15 protein-coding genes, 1 pseudogene, 1 riboswitch and 1 other annotated feature are annotated in these 19853 nt (G+C 70.1%); of the genes and pseudogenes, 13 read left to right on the forward strand and 3 right to left on the reverse strand.

From position 1 onward, the window contains the following. Positions 1 to 599 precede the first annotated feature (599 nt). Entirely contained in the window at positions 600 to 3050 is a 2451-nt protein-coding gene (locus K336_RS0110510; protein ID WP_028707000.1) for an FtsX-like permease family protein, read from the reverse strand. Next, entirely contained in the window at positions 3050 to 3742 is a 693-nt protein-coding gene (locus K336_RS0110515; protein WP_028707001.1) for an ABC transporter ATP-binding protein, read from the reverse strand. Before K336_RS0110515 ends, K336_RS0110510 begins: the two co-directional genes overlap by 1 nt. A gap of 589 nt (positions 3743 to 4331) precedes the next feature. Next, positions 4332 to 4452 (forward strand) — a sequence feature (AL1L pseudoknot). Between the two features lie 26 nt (positions 4453 to 4478). Between K336_RS0110515 and K336_RS17850 the strand changes: the two are divergent. The 4 genes and pseudogenes from K336_RS17850 to K336_RS15985 form a co-directional block, all read left to right on the forward strand. Continuing rightward, positions 4479 to 4731: pseudogene (locus tag K336_RS17850) on the forward strand (IS30 family transposase); the annotation flags it as partial. Positions 4732 to 5488: 757 nt separating this feature from the next. After that, entirely contained in the window at positions 5489 to 6424 is a 936-nt protein-coding gene (locus tag K336_RS0110530; protein ID WP_028707003.1) for a dihydrodipicolinate synthase family protein, read from the forward strand. A 203-nt stretch (positions 6425 to 6627) separates the two neighbouring features. Continuing rightward, a complete protein-coding gene (locus tag K336_RS0110535; RefSeq protein WP_028707004.1) occupies positions 6628 to 7947 on the forward strand; it encodes an anaerobic C4-dicarboxylate transporter family protein in 1320 nt (439 codons plus the stop codon). Positions 7948 to 8041: 94 nt separating this feature from the next. Continuing rightward, complete coding sequence (locus K336_RS15985; protein WP_051245677.1) at positions 8042 to 9037, forward strand: LacI family DNA-binding transcriptional regulator; 996 nt, start codon at positions 8042 to 8044, stop codon at positions 9035 to 9037. A gap of 224 nt (positions 9038 to 9261) precedes the next feature. Here K336_RS15985 and ppgK read toward each other — a convergent pair whose 3' ends face one another. Then, complete coding sequence (ppgK, locus tag K336_RS0110545) at positions 9262 to 10005, reverse strand: polyphosphate--glucose phosphotransferase (protein WP_021798021.1); 744 nt, start codon at positions 10003 to 10005, stop codon at positions 9262 to 9264. A 416-nt stretch (positions 10006 to 10421) separates the two neighbouring features. Between ppgK and K336_RS15990 the strand changes: the two genes are divergently transcribed. The 9 genes from K336_RS15990 to K336_RS0110590 all read left to right on the forward strand — a co-directional run bounded on the left by K336_RS15990 (position 10422) and on the right by K336_RS0110590 (position 19825). Beyond that, positions 10422 to 11192: a DeoR/GlpR family DNA-binding transcription regulator gene (locus tag K336_RS15990; protein WP_021798034.1), complete on the forward strand. Its 771-nt coding sequence runs from the start codon at positions 10422 to 10424 to the stop codon at positions 11190 to 11192. Further along, positions 11189 to 11656, forward strand: a complete 468-nt coding sequence (locus K336_RS0110555) for a PTS sugar transporter subunit IIA (RefSeq protein ID WP_021798038.1) — start codon at positions 11189 to 11191, stop codon at positions 11654 to 11656. Before K336_RS15990 ends, K336_RS0110555 begins: the two co-directional genes overlap by 4 nt. Positions 11657 to 11818: 162 nt before the next feature. Then, positions 11819 to 12097 carry a PTS galactitol transporter subunit IIB gene (gene gatB, locus K336_RS0110560; RefSeq protein WP_043122250.1) on the forward strand — a complete coding sequence of 93 codons (279 nt, stop codon included), beginning with the start codon at positions 11819 to 11821 and terminating at the stop codon, positions 12095 to 12097. A 186-nt stretch (positions 12098 to 12283) separates the two neighbouring features. Continuing rightward, the gene (locus K336_RS0110565; RefSeq protein WP_028707006.1) at positions 12284 to 13663 is read left to right on the forward strand and encodes a PTS galactitol transporter subunit IIC; all 1380 of its coding nucleotides are present in this window, start codon (positions 12284 to 12286) and stop codon (positions 13661 to 13663) included. Next, entirely contained in the window at positions 13660 to 14697 is a 1038-nt protein-coding gene (locus K336_RS0110570; protein ID WP_021798028.1) for a galactitol-1-phosphate 5-dehydrogenase, read from the forward strand. The genes K336_RS0110565 and K336_RS0110570 overlap by 4 nt, the downstream gene beginning before the upstream one ends. A 1-nt stretch (position 14698) precedes the next feature. Then, positions 14699 to 15649 carry a 1-phosphofructokinase family hexose kinase gene (locus K336_RS0110575; protein ID WP_028707008.1) on the forward strand — a complete coding sequence of 317 codons (951 nt, stop codon included), beginning with the start codon at positions 14699 to 14701 and terminating at the stop codon, positions 15647 to 15649. After that, the gene (locus K336_RS0110580; RefSeq protein WP_028707017.1) at positions 15639 to 16472 is read left to right on the forward strand and encodes a class II fructose-bisphosphate aldolase; all 834 of its coding nucleotides are present in this window, start codon (positions 15639 to 15641) and stop codon (positions 16470 to 16472) included. The genes K336_RS0110575 and K336_RS0110580 overlap by 11 nt, the downstream gene beginning before the upstream one ends. 181 nt (positions 16473 to 16653) lie before the next feature. Next, positions 16654 to 18039 carry a hypothetical protein gene (locus K336_RS0110585; RefSeq protein ID WP_155945070.1) on the forward strand — a complete coding sequence of 462 codons (1386 nt, stop codon included), beginning with the start codon at positions 16654 to 16656 and terminating at the stop codon, positions 18037 to 18039. 387 nt (positions 18040 to 18426) lie between these two features. Beyond that, positions 18427 to 18645: riboswitch (cobalamin riboswitch) on the forward strand. A gap of 85 nt (positions 18646 to 18730) precedes the next feature. Beyond that, on the forward strand, positions 18731 to 19825 hold the full coding sequence (locus K336_RS0110590; RefSeq protein WP_081660773.1) for a FecCD family ABC transporter permease: 1095 nt from the start codon (positions 18731 to 18733) through the stop codon (positions 19823 to 19825). Positions 19826 to 19853 lie beyond the last annotated feature (28 nt).

The following is a 19853-nucleotide window of genomic DNA, read 5'->3' on the forward strand; positions in this document are numbered from 1 at the left end:
TGGGCGGCATCGCGCATGGTCCGGCCCGGCGGGGATTCGCCCACCCGGCTGTCGTCGTGGATTGTTTCCCGGGGGAGGGGTCGTCGGGGGCGCGATCGCCGGTCGCATGCGCGTCGGGCTCGTCGCCGGGGCCTTGGCCATGGCCGTGCCGGGCCTGTCCGCCGATCCGTGGTGTCGGGGTCCTCCGCTCGGGTCGGGGGGCTCGATGCGCGTGGGCCGGATGCACGGGGTTCATGGCCGGCCGCGGGGTTCTCCCGTCCGTCGGGCGGACCGGCAGCTGCTGTGGCACTGCCCTTGCTGAGTCGTTCAACGCGGTCTCGAGGAGGGAACTCGTGAACCGTGGGGTCCGCTCGGCCCGGGACCATGCGATCCGGGACGTGACAGCCCGGACCGGGTCACGATGCGATCACGAGCGTCTCCACTCGGCGATCGACCACCGGACCCCCGACCAAGCCGACACCGGATGGAGACAACAACACAAGACAGCAGCCCGAGACCAACCATCAACCACTGCCTGAAAACCCATATCACTCCACTGCTCCCGCCGCGATCACTGGCGGAAGAGCAGCGGGGTTAGGGGCCGTAGTTCCAAGCCAGGCTCACTCCCTGTCCCTGAGGATCTCGGTCACCTCAATCCTGGCCAGCTTGATCCTGGCACCGATGTAGACGACCACGTAAGAGAGCGCAATGATCCCGATAATCGTGAGAGCCGCTGTCCAGCCGAGTTGGAACGGGGCACCCATCGGTATGGACGAGATGATGGTTCGCCATACGGGGGTGAGGGAGACCAGCCCCAGCGGAATGCCCAGCACCAGCGACAGCGCCGCCACCGAAGTGTAGTTGTTGAGATACAACTTGGCGATCTCCCCTTCGCGATAACCGAACGATTTCATCAGGGCGATGCTGTAGGTGTCACGGTCAATCATCATCCGAATGAAGAGTGTGAGTACGATGCAGAAGATGGCTATCGAAAGGATCACCAGAACAGACACTATCGGAGTTGTCATCTTCACCGTCTTCTCAGCTCCCCGAACCACGTCTGCGCGCGTCACTGTCTCCCCCACTCGTCCCTCACTGAAGTTGAGAGATCGGGTGCTGAGGGCAACGTTGTAGTAGTCATCGGCCTCGTCGAGCAGTTTGCGGGTGTCCGCGATCGGCTGGAAGAGGTACAGCCCCGCTGAGTAGGGGACGATCTGCGACACGGTCACACGGTAGGAGGCGCCCTTGACCGGATCGGTGAGGAACACCGTGTCGCCTTTCTGCAGACCATAACGGTTGGCCAGCCCATCAGAGACCGCCACGTCATTTTCCGAGGCTTCATCGAGCGTGAAATCGAAGTAGCGGCTGTTCTCTGACACCCCGAGAAGGGTCACATCTGCCTGCGCTTCGTCCCCGAATGCCAGGCTCGTTGCCAAGGCCGGCTCCGCACCTTCGGGCACGTCGGTCTCCGGCACCTGCAGCATGTACATGTTGTCGAACTTCAGGTCGTTGCTGACCCTCGACTCATACGCGCTGATGCTGTTCTGCATGCCGAACCCGAACACCATGAGAATCACCGCCAGCAGGAGTCCGACCGCCATGATGACGTACGATCGTGATTCCCGCAGCGCCTGACGCGTGCGGAATCTCGACCCGAACGACCACCCGGTGAGGGACAGGCCCTTGCCTCCCACCTTCTGGGACGGGGTGCGGCGGAGCAGGTCCAAGGGACTCGTTGACAGCTTGTGACGCAGCTGCACTGAGACGACGATCGCCACCAACACAGGTGCTGCGACCAGCCCGATGAGCAGCATGACGAAGTCGAGCTGCGGCGAGGGGGATGGCACCGAGTAGTAGGCGGTGAGCTGGGCGAAATCGTTGAAGGCCTGTGCCCCCAGACTGCCCACGAGGGTCCCGACGACGCAGGCCAGCATGACGACCACGAGGGGCGGCATGAGGTACTGGAACATCAGCTCGCGCGGCCGCAACCCTATCGCTGACAGTGCGCCGATCGATGCGCTGTCCTGCTCGAGATTGTCGATGGCAAAGGCGGTCAGTACGTAGGCGGCGAGGAGCAGAACGAGGACGCCCGCAAAGAGGGCGGTCGTCCTGTTGACGGCTGCGTCGTTTGTCACAGTGATGATCCGCGGGTTGGTGTCGGCGGGCTGGAAGTCTGCCAGCATCGGGATCTCGACGGTCGCCGTCTCGTCGAGATACTTCTGCAAACCGTCCTGGGCGTCGCTTACGCTTTGCAGCGACTCGCTGGCGCCCGGAGAGGCGGCCGCTGCAGCGCGAGCCCCCTCCGCCAGGCTCTTGACGGCGTCGTCGAGCCTTGTGCGCTTGTCCTGCTGCTCCTCGACCGTGTCGCGTAGCGCCGGATTCGAGATCTCGTCGGGTTCGACGGTCATCTCGAGCAGTTGGCTCCTCAGCTCGTCGGAGGTCGTCGAGTCGGTGAGCCGGTACGCGTAGCTGTATGTCGGGGCCTGGTTGCCGGTCGCGACCGCGTCGAAGCCCTGATGAGTCACAAAGGCAGTACCGAATGATTCAGGCGTCGTCGAGGACGAGGTGACGCTGGGGATGACATACGAGTAATCGGGGGTCGATCCGATCCCCGTGATGGTGAAGGTCCTGCCCGCCAGTTGGATGGAGTCGCCTGTCACCAGTCCGTGCGCGTTCGCATACAGCTTCTCGAGCACGAGGTCATCGGAGGACACCGGAAGACGCCCTTCGCTCAGCTGGATCTTGTTGATCGTGTCGCGAACAGGCTGCAGACGAACCGTGCTGTCGGCGGGCCCACCCGAGTCCGTCCACGGCTGCGCCTCCAAGGTGACGCCCCGATCCTTGAGCGATGCCAGCTGGGTGTCCGAAAGCGCGGCCCGCGTCTCGAACTCGCCATCCTCGATGTTCGCTGCGGATCGGAAGCCCTCGACGGTCGTGATCACCGATCCGGAGGAGGTCTGGATCGCGAGCATGACGCCGGTAGCGCCTGCGACCAAGAGAAACACCGCGCCATAGCGCAGCGCGTTCTGTCGAATCTCACGAAAGGATCTACGCAACCATGTGCTCAACATCACGGTTCCTTCACAGGGGTGCGGGTGTCGTTGTGCTGCCTCTCGATGATCCTGCCGTCCTGCAACCTGATCACGGTGTCACCCATGGTGGCGATCTCGCTGTTGTGAGTGACGATGCACAACGTCGCGCCGGTCTCGGTGTTGACCCGGGTGAGAAGCTCCAGGACATCGACTGAGGTGCGGGAGTCCAACGCCCCAGTGGGTTCGTCGCACAGAAGGAGTTGTGGCCGTTTTATCAGGGCCCGGGCGATCGCACAGCGCTGCTGTTGACCTCCCGACAGTTGGGAAGGGAACTTGCGGGCGTGGTCCTTCATGCCCAGCATCTCAAGAAGTTCGTCGAGCTGGAGAGGATCGTCCGTCAAGTTCTCGCACACTTGGATGTTCTCTTCCACCGTGAGGTTGGGTATCAGGTTGTACAGCTGGAAGATGAAGCCGACGTTCCTGCGTCGGTACTCGGCAAGATCGTGCCGCGATCGGCCTGTGATCTCCCTGCCCGCCACCTCGATGCGGCCCTCATCGGGTTGGTCGAGGCCGCCGATGCAGTTGAGGAGGGTTGACTTTCCTGATCCGCTGGCTCCGAGGACCACGATGATCTCGCCTTGATCGACCTCGAGCTCGACATCATCGAGAACTTTCACATAGCTGGAACCCCTGCCGTAGCTCTTTGACACTCCGCTGACCGAAATGAACACGGCTACACTTCCTTGATCGAGGAAGGAACGGGGATCCGTCGGACGACGCTGCGGGGTGGAGATGGAAGTGGCAGGGGCCGAGCACGGTGCGCGAGCGCACAAATCTTCATTTTGACGACCCCCATTCGGCTGGTGGTTGATCGCGTGGTTGATCGCGATAACGAACTCATCGCAGTGTATGCGCGCCCAAGTTCGCCGTCAAGGCTCCGACATGACTCGCGTGGAACATGATTCACGTGAAACGTCCGGGAACGTCAGTGCCTGTGTTGCTCCGGGTCTGGTGGGGGTTGGTGGGCGTACGGGCGTATCGCTGCCACGGGTGCATCGGGGAAATGTCAGGGGTTGCGGAAGTGGGTCGCACGGATGGCCATGGAAGCGTGTCGGGACCCTGAGGGGTTCAGGGGCGCGGTCCCGTAGGGCTGCTAACGGGTCGGGCGTCCGCCCAGAGGCGCTTCGCGCGTGGGTTTGAGGAGCTGAGACCGACGGGGCGCGGGTCCGGGACGACGAGCAAGGACGCTCAGCGGGACGGGGAGTGGGGGAAGAAGGCCCGCGCGGGCTTCGACGGACTGAAGATCCTGCGGAGAGCGAGCGCATGGTTCGCCCGGGCGGGGCCTGACCGCCGGTGGAGTTCATCGACGACAACAGGGCGGAGCCTGTGGTCGAGCCGATCTGCCGGGTCCTGGACCGGCCCAGGGCTGCAGATCGCCTCGTCAACCCTTTACGCCGCCCGCAACCGTCGGCGCTGGCCGCCTCGTTCACGGCCCTGCCCCAGCAGCCGCGCAAGACCATCCACCTGTGACCGCGGCGAAGAGCTCTCTGCGGCTCTCCGCGTGCGTCACGTGCGCCTTCGGACGGGCACGAGGGTCTACCTCGCCGATCCTCGCTGCCCTTGGCGGCGCCCCACCAATGAGAACACCAACGGGCTCCTGCGCCAGTACTTCCCCAAGGGCGCCGACCTGTCCCGCTGGAGCACCTCCGTCCTCACGGCATCGACGAGCAGGCCGTCGACCGACCCGGCTGGCAACCACCGGCGCCAGACGAACCAGTTCTCACAGGACCGGGGTTTGACGTTCCTGCTCATCCAGTGGAGCCGTGCTCCATGCGGCGTAGCAGCCGGGCCTGCGGGACCCGGGGCTTGGCGTTCCCGCTCATCCCCCGCACGGCGCGCACGGCGGATCGCTGCCGGCCCCATGGGTCCCGTGCAGGGGCGGACGGTCACTGGGACCGAGGCGGGGACGGTTGTCCCCGCGGCGAACACCGTGCTCATCATGACGGCCCCATCGTTGCGGCGCAGTCGTCCGGAACAGTGCTCGCGCCCGCTCCACCGGCGCGGGGCCCAAGCTCGGCGAAGCCTGGTGGCCAATGGAGTTCGCTCCACCGGCACAGGGACCCGGGAGGCGCTCGACCGTGGGGCCCTGACTCGCCCCGCCTCACCGGTGAAGAGGGTCGGAAAAGGGCCAGTCGTCGGATTGAGGGGCGGGCCGCGCCCGCCCCGTCGGCACGGGGCGCCTCAGGGGGGCCGGCGCCGGCGCCGGCCGGGAGCCGACTGCCACGGATCAGTCCTCGCCCTTGCCGGGCCCCGGTTCGGGAGGGCTCTGGGATGACCCGACGGCGAATCGGTTCGCCACCGGCTCTTGCCAGGACGGGCTTGCGGACGCTATGTTAAAAACGTTCCCGCAAACGATTCCGTCACGGTCTTCGGAGGACGGGTCCCAGCGGGACGTCGATCGTTCGAGGAGGAGCACAATGCCCATTGACATGCGTGGAACCAATCCGGCCCCGGTCACGCCCTTCACCCCCGACGGCGAGGTGGACTACGCCACCATCAAGCGCCTGGGGAGCTGGCTCGGCAGCATCGACGGCGTGACGTCGCTCGTCGTGCTCGGTCATGCCGGCGAGGGGACCTTCCTGTCGCAGGACGAGAAGAGCAGGGTGATCGAGGCCTTCGTCGCCTCCACCGATGGCCGGCTGCCCGTCGTCGCCGGCATCTCGCTGGAGGGCACGGCCGTCGCCGTCGAGGAGTCCAAGTGCGCCGTCAGGGCCGGCGCGAAGGCGGCGCTCGTCTACCCACCGCACGGCTGGCTGCGCTTCGGCTTCCAGAAGGGGGCGCCGCAGGACCGCTACCGCGCCATCTACGAGGAGGCCGGTCTGGAGTGCATCCTGTTCCAGTACCCCGACGTCACCAAGGCCTGCTACGACCTCGACACCCAACTCGAGATCGCTGCCCAGCCCGGCGTCTTCGCCGAGAAGTGCGGGGTGCGCAACATGGTGCGCTGGGACACCGAGGTGCCGATCATCAGGAAGGCCAACCCCGATCTGCAGTTCCTCACCTGCCACGACGAGTACCTGCTGCACACCATCTTCGACGTGGACGGCTGCCTCGTCGGGTACGGCAACGTGGCCTCGGAACTGCTCGTGAAGCTGCTCGCCGCGGGCAAGGCCAGGGACTACCCGGCCGCCCGCGCCGTCCACGACCGGCTCTTCCCCGTCACGAGGACCATCTACCACCGCGGCTCGCACATGGAGGGCACCGTCGCGCTCAAGGAGGCCCTCGTGGCCCGCGGCGTGCTCGAGACCGCCACCGTGCGCTCGCCCCTGCAGCCGCTGCCCGCGGGCGCCCACGAGGAGATCGCGGACGCGTTGAGGGCCGCCGGGCTCGGCAGGGCCGAGATCCCCGCCTGAGTCCCCGGGCGGCGGGTGGTCGCACCGCTGCGCTCACCCGCCGCTCCCGGGCCCGGGGCCGTCCGGGCCCCCGCCCTCTCACCTCCTCCCGTTTCCTCCGCCCGTGGCCCCGTCAGCGCTGTCGGGGCCGGCGGGGGCCCCGGCGCACGGAGCCCGCGCCCCGTGCGCACGCACCAACGCATCATCCCGGCAGGAGGCCGGTCATGGTCCTCGTTCAATTCCTCGTGCTGCTCGTCTTCATCGCCCTCGGAGCATGGATCGGCGGCATCGGCATCGCCTTCGCCGGCGGTGCGGGCGTCGTCGTGCTCGGCCTCCTGGGGGCCCACCCGGGCGACCTGCCCATGCAGGTGATCGTCTTCATCATGGTGGTGATCTACGCGGCCTCCGCCATGCAGGTGGCCGGCGGCATCGACTACCTCGTGATGCTCACGGACCGGTTGCTGCGCCGCCATCCGAAGTACCTGACCGTCCTGGCCCCTCTCGTCACCTATCTGCTCACCTTCATGGCCAGCACCGGGCAGGTCTCGTTCGCCACGATGCCCGTCATCGTCGAGGTCGCGAAGGACAACAACATCCGCCCCACCCGCTCCCTGTCGGTGGCCGTGGCCGGCTCGCTCCTGGGCATCACCGCCTCGCCGATCTCCGCCGCGGTCGTCTTCCTGTCGGGCCAGTTGCAGAAGACGGGCACCGGGTGGGGTTTCGTCGACCTCATCCTCGTCTCCATCCCCGCCACCCTCCTCGGCACGATGGTGACGGCCGTGCTGTTCATGCTCTGGGACAAGGCCCGCGGCAACGACCGCCTCGACCGGGTGCCCGAGTACCAGCAGCGTCTGAGGGAGGGGACGGTCAGGCCCGCGAGCCACGAGGCCGTGACCCTCAGGGCCGGGGCGAGACTGTCCGTGCTCGTCTTCGTCATCGCCCTCGTCGTGGTGCTGGTCTACTCGATCATCATCTCCGACCGCGTGCACCTCATCGCCGACCCGGTCATGGACGCCGGGCAGTGCCGGATCTGCGTGATGCTCGCCGCGGCCGGCCTCATCCTGGTGTGCTGCAAGGCGAGCCCGAAGGCCGTCCCCGGGTCGAGCATCTTCCGGACCGGCATGAACGCCTGCGCCTGCATCCTCGGCGTCGCCTGGCTCGGCACCACCTTCATGGCCGCCAACAAGGACTGGATCCAGGGCCACCTGGGCGGTCTGCTCGCCGGCAGCCCCTGGCTCTTCGCCCTCGTCGTGGTCGTCGCCTCGTCCCTGCTCTACTCCCAGGCCGCCAGCACCCAGGCGCTGTTCCCCACGGCGCTGGCGATCGGCATTGCGCCCGCCACCGTCGTGGCCTGCTTCCCCGCCACCTCCGCGCTGTTCATCCTGCCCACCTATCCCACGCTCCTGGCGGCCGTCGACCTCGACGACACCGGCTCGACCCATCTCGGCGGGCACTTCTTCGACCACCCCTTCCTGATCCCCGGGCTCGTGGCGACGGGCCTGTCCGTGCTCTTCGGGTTCGGCCTCGCCGCGATCGTGCGGTGAGGGCGGCCGGACGCCCCGGGGCCGGAGTCATGGCCCGGTCGGGCGTCCTCCCCGGCGGCTATGATGCGGAGGCAGCCGTCGCAGGAGGCCGGTCATGGATGGACGAGTCACCCTCAGGGACGTCGCGGCCCAGGCGGGGGTGAGCGTGTCGACGGCCTCGCGCGCCCTCGACGAGCGCCTTCCCCTCTCGCGCTCGGCGGCGGCGGAGCGGGTCCGTGCCGCCGCCGCCGATCTCGGCTACCAGCGCGACATCACCGCGTCGTCGCTGCGGCGCGGGGGCAGCGGCACCATCGGCGTGCTCGTGCCCCGGCTGTCCGACACGGTGATGGCGCTCATGTTCGAGGCGCTCTACGCCGAGGCCGCCCAGCTCGGTCAGTTCGCGCTCGTGTCAGTGTGCGGGGACGACCCCGGGCGGGAGCTTCAGGCCGCCGAGCAGCTGCTCGCCCGCCGGGTCGACGGTCTGGTGCTCGCCGGCAGCAGGCTCGACGACGCCCTTACCGCCTCGCTGCGCGCCCGAGGGGTCCCGCACGTGCTGGTGCTGCGTACCGACGGGGTGAGCTCCTCGGCCGTCTGCGACGACGAGCTCGGGGGGTACCTGGCGACGCGGCATCTGCTCGACATGGGCCACCGGCGCATCGGGGTGCTGCCGGGGCCGGTCTTCGCGTCCACCGCGCGGGGCCGGCTGGCCGGCCACCGGCGGGCCATGGCGGAGGCGGCCGTGGCGGTCGACGAGGGGCTGGTGCGCCCGAGCGGCTTCGGGTACGACGCCGGTGAGGCGGAGGGCCGGGCGCTCCTGGCCGGGCATCCCGACACGACGGCCGTGTTCGCCGCCAACGATGACCTGGCCCTCGGCGTGATGAGCGCGGCGCGCGGGCTGGGGCGCTCCGTCCCCGACGACCTGTCCGTCGTGGGCTACAACGACACCCCCGTCGCCACGGCCCTGCCCGTGCCCCTCACCTCGGTGCGGGTTCCCTTCCCGGAGGTGGCGACCCAGGCGCTGCGCCTGCTGGCGTCCGACGCCGAGGGGCCCTCGCGGGCCGTGGCCGTCCCCACCCTCATCCCTCGGGAGTCCTCGCGCTCCCTCGCATGAGCCGGGCGCGCGGCCCCGGCCGTGCGCCGCTCGAGCCGACGGCGCGCCGACACGGCGCGCGGCGGCGTCCCCCCGGCGTCCTCGGGCGGAGACGGGAGCGGAGGGCCCGCGGTCGGCGCCTCGGCTGCGGCCTGCAGGGGTCGGGGGCGGAGGACGGGAGGAGGGGGCGCCCGCCGGCCGGCGGATGCCCCCTCCCGCCTCGTCGGGCGGGAGGGGGCCGCGCCTCAGTCCTGCGCCGCGGCCAGCGCCGCCCCGATGATGCCGGCCTCGTTGCGCAGCTGCGCCGGCACGATGGGCGTGCGCAGGTCGAGCAGGGGCAGGAAGCGGTCGTGCTTCTTGCTGACGCCGCCGCCGACGATGAACAGGTCGGGGCACAGCAGCCGTTCGAGTGCCGCGTAGTAGCGCTGCAACGACTTGGCCCACTTCTTCCAGCTGAGGCCCTCGCGCTCGCGGTGGGCGGACGAGGCGCGCGTCTCGGCGTCGTGCCCGTCGACCTCCATGTGGCCGAGCTCGCTGTTGGGGATGAGCACGCCGTCGTAGAACAGGGCGGTGCCGATGCCGGTGCCGAGCGTCGTCATGACGACCAGGCCGCTCTCGCCGCGGCCCGCGCCGAAGCGCATCTCGGCGATCCCGGCGGCGTCGGCGTCGTTGACGAGCCGAACCGGCCGGTGCAGCTGCTCGGCGAGGAAGTCCTGGGCGGCGAACCCGGTCCAGCTCTGGTCGAGGTTCGCCATCGAGGGGGTGACGCCGTGGATGACCGGGGCCGGGACCGTGATGCCGACCGGGCCGGGGGCCTCGTCGCCGAAGTGATCCGCGATCTCGCCGATGACCTGCGCGCAGGCCCGCGGCGTGGACGGCTGAGGCGTGGGGATGCGCAGGCGGGGCAGAGCGAATTCGCCCTTGTCGAGGTCGGCCGGGGCGCCCTTGATGCCCGAGCCGCCGATGTCGATTCCGAGGGTGAAGGACATGGGCTCATGCTACGTGTCCGTCCTCGGCGGACGAGCCACGTGCCCGTTCTCGGCAGGCGAGCCACGTGCCCGTTCTCGGCAGGCGAGCCGGAGCCCGCTCTCCCCGGTGCGGCCGGAGGGATCGTCGCGGCGATGGGGTCGAGGACGAGACCGGCGTGGGCCGCTCCGCGAGCGAGGGGTCGCCGTCGTTCCGGGATCGCAGAAGCGGCAGCGGCGCCTGCCGGGGCGGGCGGGTCCGAGTCGCGGTCACCGGTTCGGCTCCGTCGGTCACGGTCTCGTGCGGGTCGCCGGTACCGATACCCTGACATCGGTCCCTTGGGGAAAATATTGGGAATTGATGGGAAAGTTGGTTGCGAATGATTGGGAATCATGCGTATGATGAGACCACGCCGGGCAACGGAGCACGAGGAGGGCCAATGCAGACCACGCAGCGCCGTCAGGCGATCCTGGCCCAGGTGCGTGCCCGGCGGTCCGTGAAGGTCGGCGAGCTGAGCACCGAGCTCGGCGTCTCGGCCGAGACGATCCGGAAGGACATCCTCACGCTCGACGCGCGCGGTCTTCTCGAGCGCGTCCACGGCGGGGCGGTCGCCGCGTCCAATCGCGAATCCGCCTACGAGAGCCGCAGGACGATCAACGCGCAGGCCAAACGCGACATCGCCGAGGAGGCCGCACGTCTGGCTGCGGATGCCAACTCGATCTACCTCGACTACGGCACCACCGCCTTCCAGATCGCCCAGCGCATCGCCGCCTCCGACCCCGATGTCATGGTCATCAGCGCCTCGCTGCCGATCATCACGGCGCTCCTGCCGTGCGAGCGCGTCCGGCTCGTCGTTCCCGGCGGGCAGGTGCGCCGCAACGAGAACTCGCTCGGCGGCCCCCTGACCGACAAGGCGATGCAGGGGCTGTTCTTCGACATCGGCTTCTTCGGCTGCGCCGGTGTCGCCGCCCGCAGCGGCGTCACCAACTTCGACGCCGTGGAGAACGCGATCTCCCAGTTGGCGGCCGACCACTGCCAGCGGGTCGTCCTCGTGGCCGATCACTCCAAGTTCGACCGCACGGCGACCCTCAGCGCGGCCTCCATCGAGGACCTCGACGACCTCGTCACCGACCGTGAGCCGGCGGGCGAGCTCGCCTCGCTCCTCGCATCCTCGCACTGCACCATCCACGTGACCCAAGGACAGACATGAGCATCCTCATCGACCCCGAATACGTCTTCACCGAGCTCGACGCCGAGACCCGTCAGGACGTCTTCGAGGAGCTCGGCGGGGCCCTCCTCGCCGACGGCCGAGTCAAGGACGACTACATCGCGGCGCTGGCCGAGCGCGAGGAGGGCTGCCCCACGGGCCTGCCGGTGCCCGGAGGCGTGGCCATCCCGCACACCGACGCCTCCCACGTGAACCAGGACACGATCGTCATCGCGACCCTGGCGAAGCCCGTCGCATTCCGCGAGATGGGTGGTGACGCCGACGACCGGGTCGAGGTCTCCACCGTGTTCATGCTGGCCCTGGCCAGCGCCGGCGAGCACCTCGAGGTGCTCCAGAAGATCGTCAAGAGCATCCAGAGACCTGAGTTCCTCGAGACGATCCGGTCGACGACCGACCCGCAGGTCATCGCCGACACCGCGTCCGAGGCCTTCGGTCTCGACGCCTGATCCCAACCGAATCGCAACCCCTTTCCCGGATCAGCGGTTCCCGACGCTGATCCGCACACCGGATGCCCATCGCTGCCGTTCGTGCGCCCATTGTCGGGTCGGACGGCCACCATGCCGACCGGTGTCCCAACCCGATCCCAACAATTCACAAGGAGAACCATCATGAAGAAGATCCTCGTCGCCTGCGGTGGCGCCGTCGCCACCTCCACCGTCGCCGCCGAGCACGTCCGCGGGCTGTGCAAGGCGAACGGCATCGACGCCGACGTCCAGCAGTGCCGCATCTCGGAGCTGGGCAGCCGCGCCGCCGAGGCCGACCTCATCGTCACGACCGCCAAGGTCTCCCGTGACTACGGCACGCCTGTCGTCCACGGCATCGCCTTCATCTCCGGCATCGGCGCCGACAAGACCGACGCCACGATCCTGGAGATCCTCCAGGGCTGAGCGCCAAGGGCCGAGGCCCCTCCTCGCCCGTCGTGTCCCCGCAGGGCCGCCGTTCCGAGGCCGCCGCTGCGCCAGCCGCAACCCCAGCGGGGAACCCCGCCCCGAACCGCCCGGGGCCCTTCCCCGGCCGCCGTGCGCCCTGCGGGGACCCTCTGGGCCGTCACAAGGACTTCCACCATGATCCCAATGAATGCATTCCTCGACGCGATCCAGTACATCGTCGACCTGGGCGCCAACGTCATGCTGCCCATCATCATCTTCACCCTGGGTCTCATCCTGCGCCGCGGCGTCGGCAAGTCGCTGCAGGCCGGCCTGACGATCGGCGCAGGCTTCGTCGGCATCAGCCTGGTCATCAACCTGCTGAACGACGAGCTGGGCCCGGCCGCAGGGGCCATGGCCGAGAACTTCGGCGGCAGCCTCGAGATCGTCGACCTCGGCTGGCCCGGCACCTCACCGATGGCCTGGGCCTCGACCATGGGCATCATCTCGATCCCCATCGCCATCGCCGTGAACATCGCCATGCTGCTCACCCGGACCACCCGCGTGCTCAACGTGGACATCTGGAACATCTGGCACATGGCCTTCACCGGCATCATCGTCCAGCTGGCCACCGGAAACTTCTGGCTCGGCATGCTGGGCGTCGTCGTCCACGCGGCCCTGGCCTACAAGTTCGGCGACATGTACGGCGCCGTGACCGACGACTACTTCGGCCTGGAGGGCGTCGCCATCCCGCACGGCACCTCGGCCGTCATGGGCGTCTTCGCCGCCCCGATCGACGACCTCATCGAGAGGATCCCCGGCCTGCGCAAGGTCACCATCAACACCGAGACCCTCGAGGAGAGGGTCGGCTTCTTCGGTCAGCCCATCGTCATCGGCACCCTCCTCGGCCTCGTCGTCGGCCTGCTCGCCGGCTACCCGATCGGCGACTCGCTGCAACTGGCCGTCGAGATGGGCGCCGTCATGCTGCTCATGCCGATGGTCGTCAAGCTCATCATGCAGGGCCTCATGCCCATCGCCGACGCGGCCCGCGACATGCTGCAGAAGCGCTTCAAGAACGCCGACTACAAGATCGGCCTCGACCCGGCCCTGCTGCTCGGCCAGCCGCAGGTCATCTCGGCCAGCCTGATCTTCGTGCCGCTGTCCATCGTCATCGCCATCCTGATGCCCGGCAACCGCGTCCTGCCGTTCGGCGACCTGGCCACCATCGGCTTCTTCGTCGCCATCGCAGTGGGCATCCACAAGGGCAACATCTTCCGCACCCTGTTCAGCGGCACCCTCATCATGTCGGTGACGATCTGGATCGCCAACCGGATGGTGCCGCTCACCACCGAGCTCGCGCGGGTCACCGACAAGCTCGGCGACGCCTCCCAGGTCGCCTCGCTCGACCAGGGCGGCAACCCCATCACCTATCTGCTCGCCCGCGGTCTGAGCGGCCAGGTCGGCGTCGGCCTCGCCGTCATCGCCGCCCTGTACGTCTTCTGCTGGGTCTACACCTTCGTGAAGTACCGCCGCGGCACCCTCTACCGCGCCGACGAGCCCGAACCGGAAACCGAGGTCGCCCGATGAGCGAGACGAAGACCATGCAGGCGCTGTCCGTGACCGGGGTGCGCCGGCTCGACCTGGTCGCCCTGCCCGTCCCGGAGCCGGGGCCGGGCGAGGTGCTGGTGCGCGTCGCCTGGTGCGGCATCTGCGGATCCGACATCCCCCGCTACTTCGAGGGAGGGGTGCACGCCTTCCCCCAAGTGCTCGGCCACGAGTTCTCCGGCGAGATCGCCGCACTCGGCCCCGGCGTGGACGACCACGCAGTGGGCGAGCGCGTCGCCGTGGCGCCGCTCGTGCCGTGCGGGCACTGCGCGTACTGCCAGAAGGGCCGCCCGGCCCTGTGCACCGACTACGGCTTCATCGGCTCACGCCGCCAGGGCGCCCTCGCCGACTACGTGGTGGCCCCGGCCCGCAACGCCCTGCCCGTGCCCGACACGATGTCCCTCGAGGCGGCCGCCCTGGTCGAGCCGCTGACGGTGGCCGTCCACGGGGTCGAACGCACCCGGGTGCGCACCGGCGCCCTGACGATGGTCCTCGGCGCAGGCGTCGTCGGACTCATGACCGTCATGGTGCTGCGCGCCAAGGGCGCCCGCGTCCTGGTCTGCGACATCGACCCGGCCAAGGTCGGGATCGCCGCCGGCCTCGGGGCCCGGGCCGGCACCGACACCGAGGAGCTCGTGGCGGACGAGGCGCCCGAGATCGTCATCGAGACGGCCGGCTCGCCCGTCACCCAGGCGATGACCCTCGACCTGGTGGCCAAGGACGGCCAGGTGTCCTATGTCGGCACCGGGCACGGCGACCTGGTCCTGGGGCCGAGCACCTTCGAGAAGATCCTGCGCGGCGAGCTCGCCGTGACCGGCTCGTGGATGAGCTACTCGGCCCCCTTCCCCGGCTACGAGTGGTCGGCCGCGATCGGTCTCATCGCCTCCGGCGCGGTGAATGCCGAGGCGATGGTCACCGGCGAGTACGCGCTCACCGACGGCGCCCGGGCCTTCGAGGACATCGAAGACCCGGGCGGGCTGCGGCTCAAGCTGCTCTACCGGCTGAGCGGGCACTGAGATGATCACCGCCATCACGCCGAATCCGGCACTCGATGTGACCTACGAGGTGGACGAGCTCCTCCTGCACCGCACGACCCGGGTGCGCGCCGTGCACGAGCGCCCCGGCGGCAAGGGCGTCAACGTCGCCCGCGTCGCCGCCGCACTCGGCCGCCGCGCCGAGGCCAGCGGCTTCCTCGGCGGCCGCGACGGGCGGGCCGTCGCCGACCTGCTCACCCGCATCGACCCCGGCATCGCCCAGCGCTGGGTGCCCATCGACGGCACCACCCGCCGCACCATCGCCGTCGTCGACGCCCAGGACACCTCGATGCTCAACGAGCCGGGCCCCGCCGTCACCGCCGGCGACTGGACGCGGCAGGCCGAGCTGCTTGCCGACGGCAGTGGGCCGGTGGTCGTGTCCGGTTCGATGCCCCCCGGCTCCCGTCCCGGGGACCTGTCCGGGGTCATCGCCGCCGCCCGGGCCGCAGGCCGGCCGATCATCGTCGACACCTCAGGGCCGTTGCTGCACGCGGCCGCGCGGGCCGGCGCCGACCTGCTCAAACCGAACCGCGACGAGCTGGCCGCCGCCACGGGCCTGGACGACCCGGTGGCGGGCGCCAGGGCGCTGCTCGACGAGGGCGCCTCGGCCGTCGTCGTCTCGCTCGGCGCCGACGGGATGCTGCTGCTCCTGGCCGGCCGCCCCATCCGTTGGACGGCGGCCCCGGCCCGCGTCCTGTCGGGCAACCCGACCGGAGCCGGGGACGCGGCGGTCGCCGCCTTCGCAGCGGGCCTGGACGAGGGCGCGGCGGCCGACGCCGTCGGCCGGGCCGAGGCGCTGGTGCAGTCCCTGCCGAAGGCGGTCGCCCTGTCCGGCGCCGCCGTCCTGAGCCCCGTCGCCGGCGAGATCGACCTGAACACGTACCGCGAGATGCTCTCGCGCATCACAGTCACGGAGGACGAACATGCTGACTGACCTGGCGAGCATCGCCCGCACCTGTCAGAACGAGCGCACGGGCCTCGGAGCCTTCAACGTCATCCATCTCGAGAACGCCACGATGCTCATCGACGCCGCCACCCGCGCGGGGCGCCCCGTCGTCCTGCAGATCAGCGAGAACGCCGTGAAGTACCACGGCTCACTGGCTCCGATCGGCACCGGGACGCTCGTCGCGGCCCGCGCCGCCCGGGTGCCGGTGGTCGTCCACCTCGACCACGCCGAGAGCGTCGACCTGGTGCACGAGGCGGTCGAGCTGGGGTTCACCTCGGTCATGTACGACGGCTCGAAGCTGCCCGATGACGTCAACCGCGCCACGACCGCCGAGGTCGTCGACTTCTGCCACGCCGCCGGCGTGACGGTCGAGGCCGAACTCGGCGAGGTGGGCGGCAAGAACGGCGTCCACGACCCCTCGGTCCGTACCGACCCGGGCGACGCCGCCGCCTTCGTGGGCGACACCGGCGTCGACCTGCTGGCCGTCGCCGTCGGCTCCTCGCACGCGATGGTCACCCGGACGGCCGCCCTCGACACCGACCTCATCCGGGCGATCGCCGCCGCCGCCCCGGTGCCGCTGGTGCTCCACGGCTCCTCGGGCGTCAGCGATGCGGGCATGAGCGCCGCCATCGGGGCCGGCATGGTCAAGATCAACGTCTCGACGCACCTGAACAGGATCTTCACCGGATCGGTGCGCGAGACCCTGGCGGCGAACCCCGACCTGGTCGACTCGCGCAAGTGGTTCAAACCGGCCGGTGAGAAGGCCGGGGCCGAGGCCGAGCGGTTGCTGAGACTGTATGCGCACGGGTGATCCGTCCGGTCGAACCCCATGATGAGCGGGTCCGCGCGCCGGCGCGCGGACCCGCTCATCGTCCCCGTCGCGTTCGGGCGATTCCCGGGAAGGTGCGGGTCCCGCGTGTGGTCGTCCGGAGCGGGCTGGTTTGATGGTGCACACCCCCTCACCCGATTCACCCCGTACTGGAGAATGCAGCATGGCGCAGCAGCAGGGCGCACAGGACGACCCTGAGCAGTCCCCCGCCCCGGAGCCGCCGCCCCGGGTGCTGCCCCCTCGTCTTCCGAACGGCCCGCGCCGGGGCCTCCTCGACTATTCCCAGGCGCCGATGGAGCAGGCCCGGCGCGGCCTGAGCGGACGCGTCCTGCGGATCCTGCGGGTCCTGTCCGTCGTCCTCGCCGTCGTCCTCGTCCTCGTCGTGGGCTTCGTCGCCGACATCCTCCTCGGCGGCCCCGGCACCGCCGAGTTCGCCGTCCGGGACGCCGGCTACTCCCCGCGGGGCCGGGTCGGCGACTGGCTCGACCCCGGCTACGCCGACGGCTACGATTCCTGGACGACCGACGAGACGGTGCTGGGAGTGTCCTCGGACCGGGCGGCGGTGCTCGTCCAGCGCAGCGCCGGCGCGGGCCAGGACGAGGGCACCGCCCCGCTGACCGGCCTCGACGCGGCCACCGGCGCCCAGCGGTGGCAGGTCACGGGGCTGCGGTGCATGGGCCGCGACGCCGTGCTCGACGGCTCCGCCTACTGCGCGCGCCGCAACGGCGGCACCGGTCAGATCGTCGGCGTCGACATCGCCACGGGGCAGCAGCGGGTCGTCCACGAGAGCACCGACGCCCTCTCCTTCCTCCAGGTCCGCGGCGTGCACGACGGCGAGTTGATCGTCACCGGGGCGGCCGGCTCCGACACCGAGCAGGTGCGCGCGATCGGCCCCGACGGCGCCCTCGACTGGCAGCTCGACCTGCCCTGGTGGGGCCAGTGCCGCTTCCTCGTCGACCACCTCGGCTGCGTCTCGTACGCCGACTCGCAGGTCGCCGTCGTCGACCTGTCCACGGGCTCCTTCTCGCTCGAACCCACCGAGTACGAGCACTCGGGGCAGGAACTGTCGGTCGGGTGGGCGTGGAACGGCTTCACGACCAACGACGCCGGCGATGAGCGGGCCCGGAGGGTCCGCGACCTGACCGGTTCCGAACAGGGCCGGATCACCTCCTCGGGGGGTCCCGACTACGGCTCCGACCGTCTGCTCTACTCCCGCGAGGATCTGCTCGCCGGGGGCTCCCGGCCCACCCGGATCGGGGTCGACGCCACCGGGCGGGTCGTGGCCGTCCGCTCCGGCTCCGGCATCAGGACGCTGCCCTCGCGCGGCCGCATCGACGCCGACTCCGTCGACCTGGTGAGCGCCGACGGCTCGGTGCTGCTGGCCCGCACCTACACCCGCCGCGGCCGGGCCGGCGACGGCGACACCTGGGCCGTCTACGCGGCCGATGGCGCGAAGCGCCAGGACCTGCCGCGCGTCACGTCGTCCGTCGACGGCCTGCTCGTGGACGAGACGGGCGGCACGACGACGGTCCTCGTGCCGCGGGGCTGACGAGTGGCGGCTGACGATGGGGGAGCTGTCGTCGCGACGGTCCTCGTGCCGCGGGGCTGACACCGCGCCGGCGACGGGCCGCCGCACCGGCGTCTGCTGCACCGGTGTTCTGCGAGGCCGGTGTCCCGCTGCACTGATGGGCCGCGGGACCGGCGTTCCGCGGGGCGGACTCGCCACGGGCCGCCTCCGGCCGCCGTCCTGAGCCGTTGCCCGGTCTTCCGCGGTGCGCCGTTGGTGGGCGCCGGGAGGCAGGATGAGCTTCTCACTGCTCGCCGGGCGTCTGTCAAGCGTCTTCGGGGTGGTCGTCGGTCGTGGCTGTTGGGCGTCGGGGGCCGGGTGAGCTTCTCACTTCTTGTTCGGCTATGGCGGTCTGCGGGCCGTGGCTAATGTGACGTCCGCTGGTTCGGTTCGTCGTCGCCGGTGCGCGTCGGCGGATCGTCGTAAGAGGGAATCCGGTGCGAGTCCGGAGCTGTCCCGCAGCGGTCAATGGGAACGAGGCTGCGTCGAGTGCACTGGGCTCTTGGGTCCGGGAAGCAGCGGTCGAGGAAGCCGGGGTGATCCGGAGTGCCCATGAGCCCGAAGACCTGCCGGCCCGGCGGTGTCCGCCGTCGGTTCACGCTGTGCCCCGCGGGGGCTCGCAGGCCCTGCCGTGCGCGCATCCCCGGGGGCGAGTCCCGCCGAGGAGCGCATCATGGGCCGTGCCGTCGCGGACCGGACCGCCGGCGCGGTGCTGCCCGTTCCCGCCGGGGTCGCGCCCGTCGTCCCGGCGAGGCGCGGCCGGGCGATCCGGCGGATCGTCCTCATCGGCGCTCTGCTCGTCATCACGCCTGCGCTCACCATCGCGATGGGCCCGGCCGCCGTGCCCCTGCACGACGTCTTCGGCGTCATCGCGAGTCACGTCCCGGGCCTGCCGGTGGACATCACGTGGGACCGCACGATCGACGCCATCGTCTGGCGGACCCGGCTGCCCCGCATCATCGGGTCCATGGCGGTCGGGGCGATCCTCGGGGTGTCGGGCGTCGTCATGCAGGCGATCGTCCGCAACCCGTTGGCCGAGCCGTACGTCCTGGGCGTCAGCTCGGGGGCCTCCACCGGCGCCGCCTTCGCGATGATCACCCTCGGCGTCTCCTCGGGTGGTCTCGTCGGCCTGCTCGCCTTCGGCGGCGCCTCCCTGGCCACCGCGGCGGTGCTCGCCGTCGCCGGACGCACCCACAGCCCGCTGCACCTGGTGCTCGGCGGCCTGGCCGTCGGCTTCGGCTTCCAGGCGGTGACGAACCTCATCATCTTCTCGGCCGACTCGGCGGAGGCGGGCCAGTCGGTGTCCTTCTGGATGCTCGGCTCGATGGCCCGCATCGGCGTCGGCGACCTGCCCCGCCTCGTCGTCACCGCCGGCCTGCTCGCCATCGCCATGGCGGTCCTGGGGCCGGTGCTCGACGCGCTGGCCAGCGGCGACCGCACCGCCCAGTCCGTCGGCGTCGAGCCGGGCCGGGCCCGCATCTGGCTTCTTCTGCCCGTCTCGGCGGCCGTCGCCATCGCCGTGGCGAGCGCCGGCGGCATCGGCTTCATCGGCCTCATCATCCCGCACATCATGCGGTCCTTCATCGGGCACTCGCACCGCCTGCTCGTCGTGGGCACGGCGCTGGCCGCGGCGCTGTTCTGCGTGTGGACCGACACCGCGGCGCGCATCGTCTTCTCGCCCACCGAGCTGCCGCTCGGCGTCATCACGGGGCTCGTCGGCGCCCCCTTCCTCGTCCTCATCATTCGCCGCAGCAGAACCGCCTGGTGAACCGATCGGCCCATTCCACAAGGGAGGA

This window comes from Propionibacterium acidifaciens DSM 21887 (assembly GCF_000426605.1).
Lineage (GTDB): Bacteria > Actinomycetota > Actinomycetes > Propionibacteriales > Propionibacteriaceae > Propionibacterium > Propionibacterium acidifaciens.

Bases quoted from the DNA above. Each gene is read 5' to 3' on its own strand.
- K336_RS0110510 (WP_028707000.1), bottom strand. From the start codon at position 3,050: ATGTTGAGCACATGGTTGCGTAGATCCTTTCGTGAGATTCGACAGAAC.
- K336_RS0110530 (WP_028707003.1), top strand. From the start codon at position 5,489: ATGCCCATTGACATGCGTGGAACCAATCCGGCCCCGGTCACGCCCTTC.
- K336_RS0110535 (WP_028707004.1), top strand. From the start codon at position 6,628: ATGGTCCTCGTTCAATTCCTCGTGCTGCTCGTCTTCATCGCCCTCGGA.
- K336_RS15985 (WP_051245677.1), top strand. From the start codon at position 8,042: ATGGATGGACGAGTCACCCTCAGGGACGTCGCGGCCCAGGCGGGGGTG.
- ppgK (WP_021798021.1), bottom strand. From the start codon at position 10,005: ATGTCCTTCACCCTCGGAATCGACATCGGCGGCTCGGGCATCAAGGGC.
- K336_RS15990 (WP_021798034.1), top strand. From the start codon at position 10,422: ATGCAGACCACGCAGCGCCGTCAGGCGATCCTGGCCCAGGTGCGTGCC.
- K336_RS0110555 (WP_021798038.1), top strand. From the start codon at position 11,189: ATGAGCATCCTCATCGACCCCGAATACGTCTTCACCGAGCTCGACGCC.
- gatB (WP_043122250.1), top strand. From the start codon at position 11,819: ATGAAGAAGATCCTCGTCGCCTGCGGTGGCGCCGTCGCCACCTCCACC.
- K336_RS0110565 (WP_028707006.1), top strand. From the start codon at position 12,284: ATGAATGCATTCCTCGACGCGATCCAGTACATCGTCGACCTGGGCGCC.
- K336_RS0110570 (WP_021798028.1), top strand. From the start codon at position 13,660: ATGAGCGAGACGAAGACCATGCAGGCGCTGTCCGTGACCGGGGTGCGC.
- K336_RS0110575 (WP_028707008.1), top strand. From the start codon at position 14,699: ATGATCACCGCCATCACGCCGAATCCGGCACTCGATGTGACCTACGAG.
- K336_RS0110580 (WP_028707017.1), top strand. From the start codon at position 15,639: ATGCTGACTGACCTGGCGAGCATCGCCCGCACCTGTCAGAACGAGCGC.
- K336_RS0110585 (WP_155945070.1), top strand. From the start codon at position 16,654: ATGGCGCAGCAGCAGGGCGCACAGGACGACCCTGAGCAGTCCCCCGCC.
- K336_RS0110590 (WP_081660773.1), top strand. From the start codon at position 18,731: ATGGGCCGTGCCGTCGCGGACCGGACCGCCGGCGCGGTGCTGCCCGTT.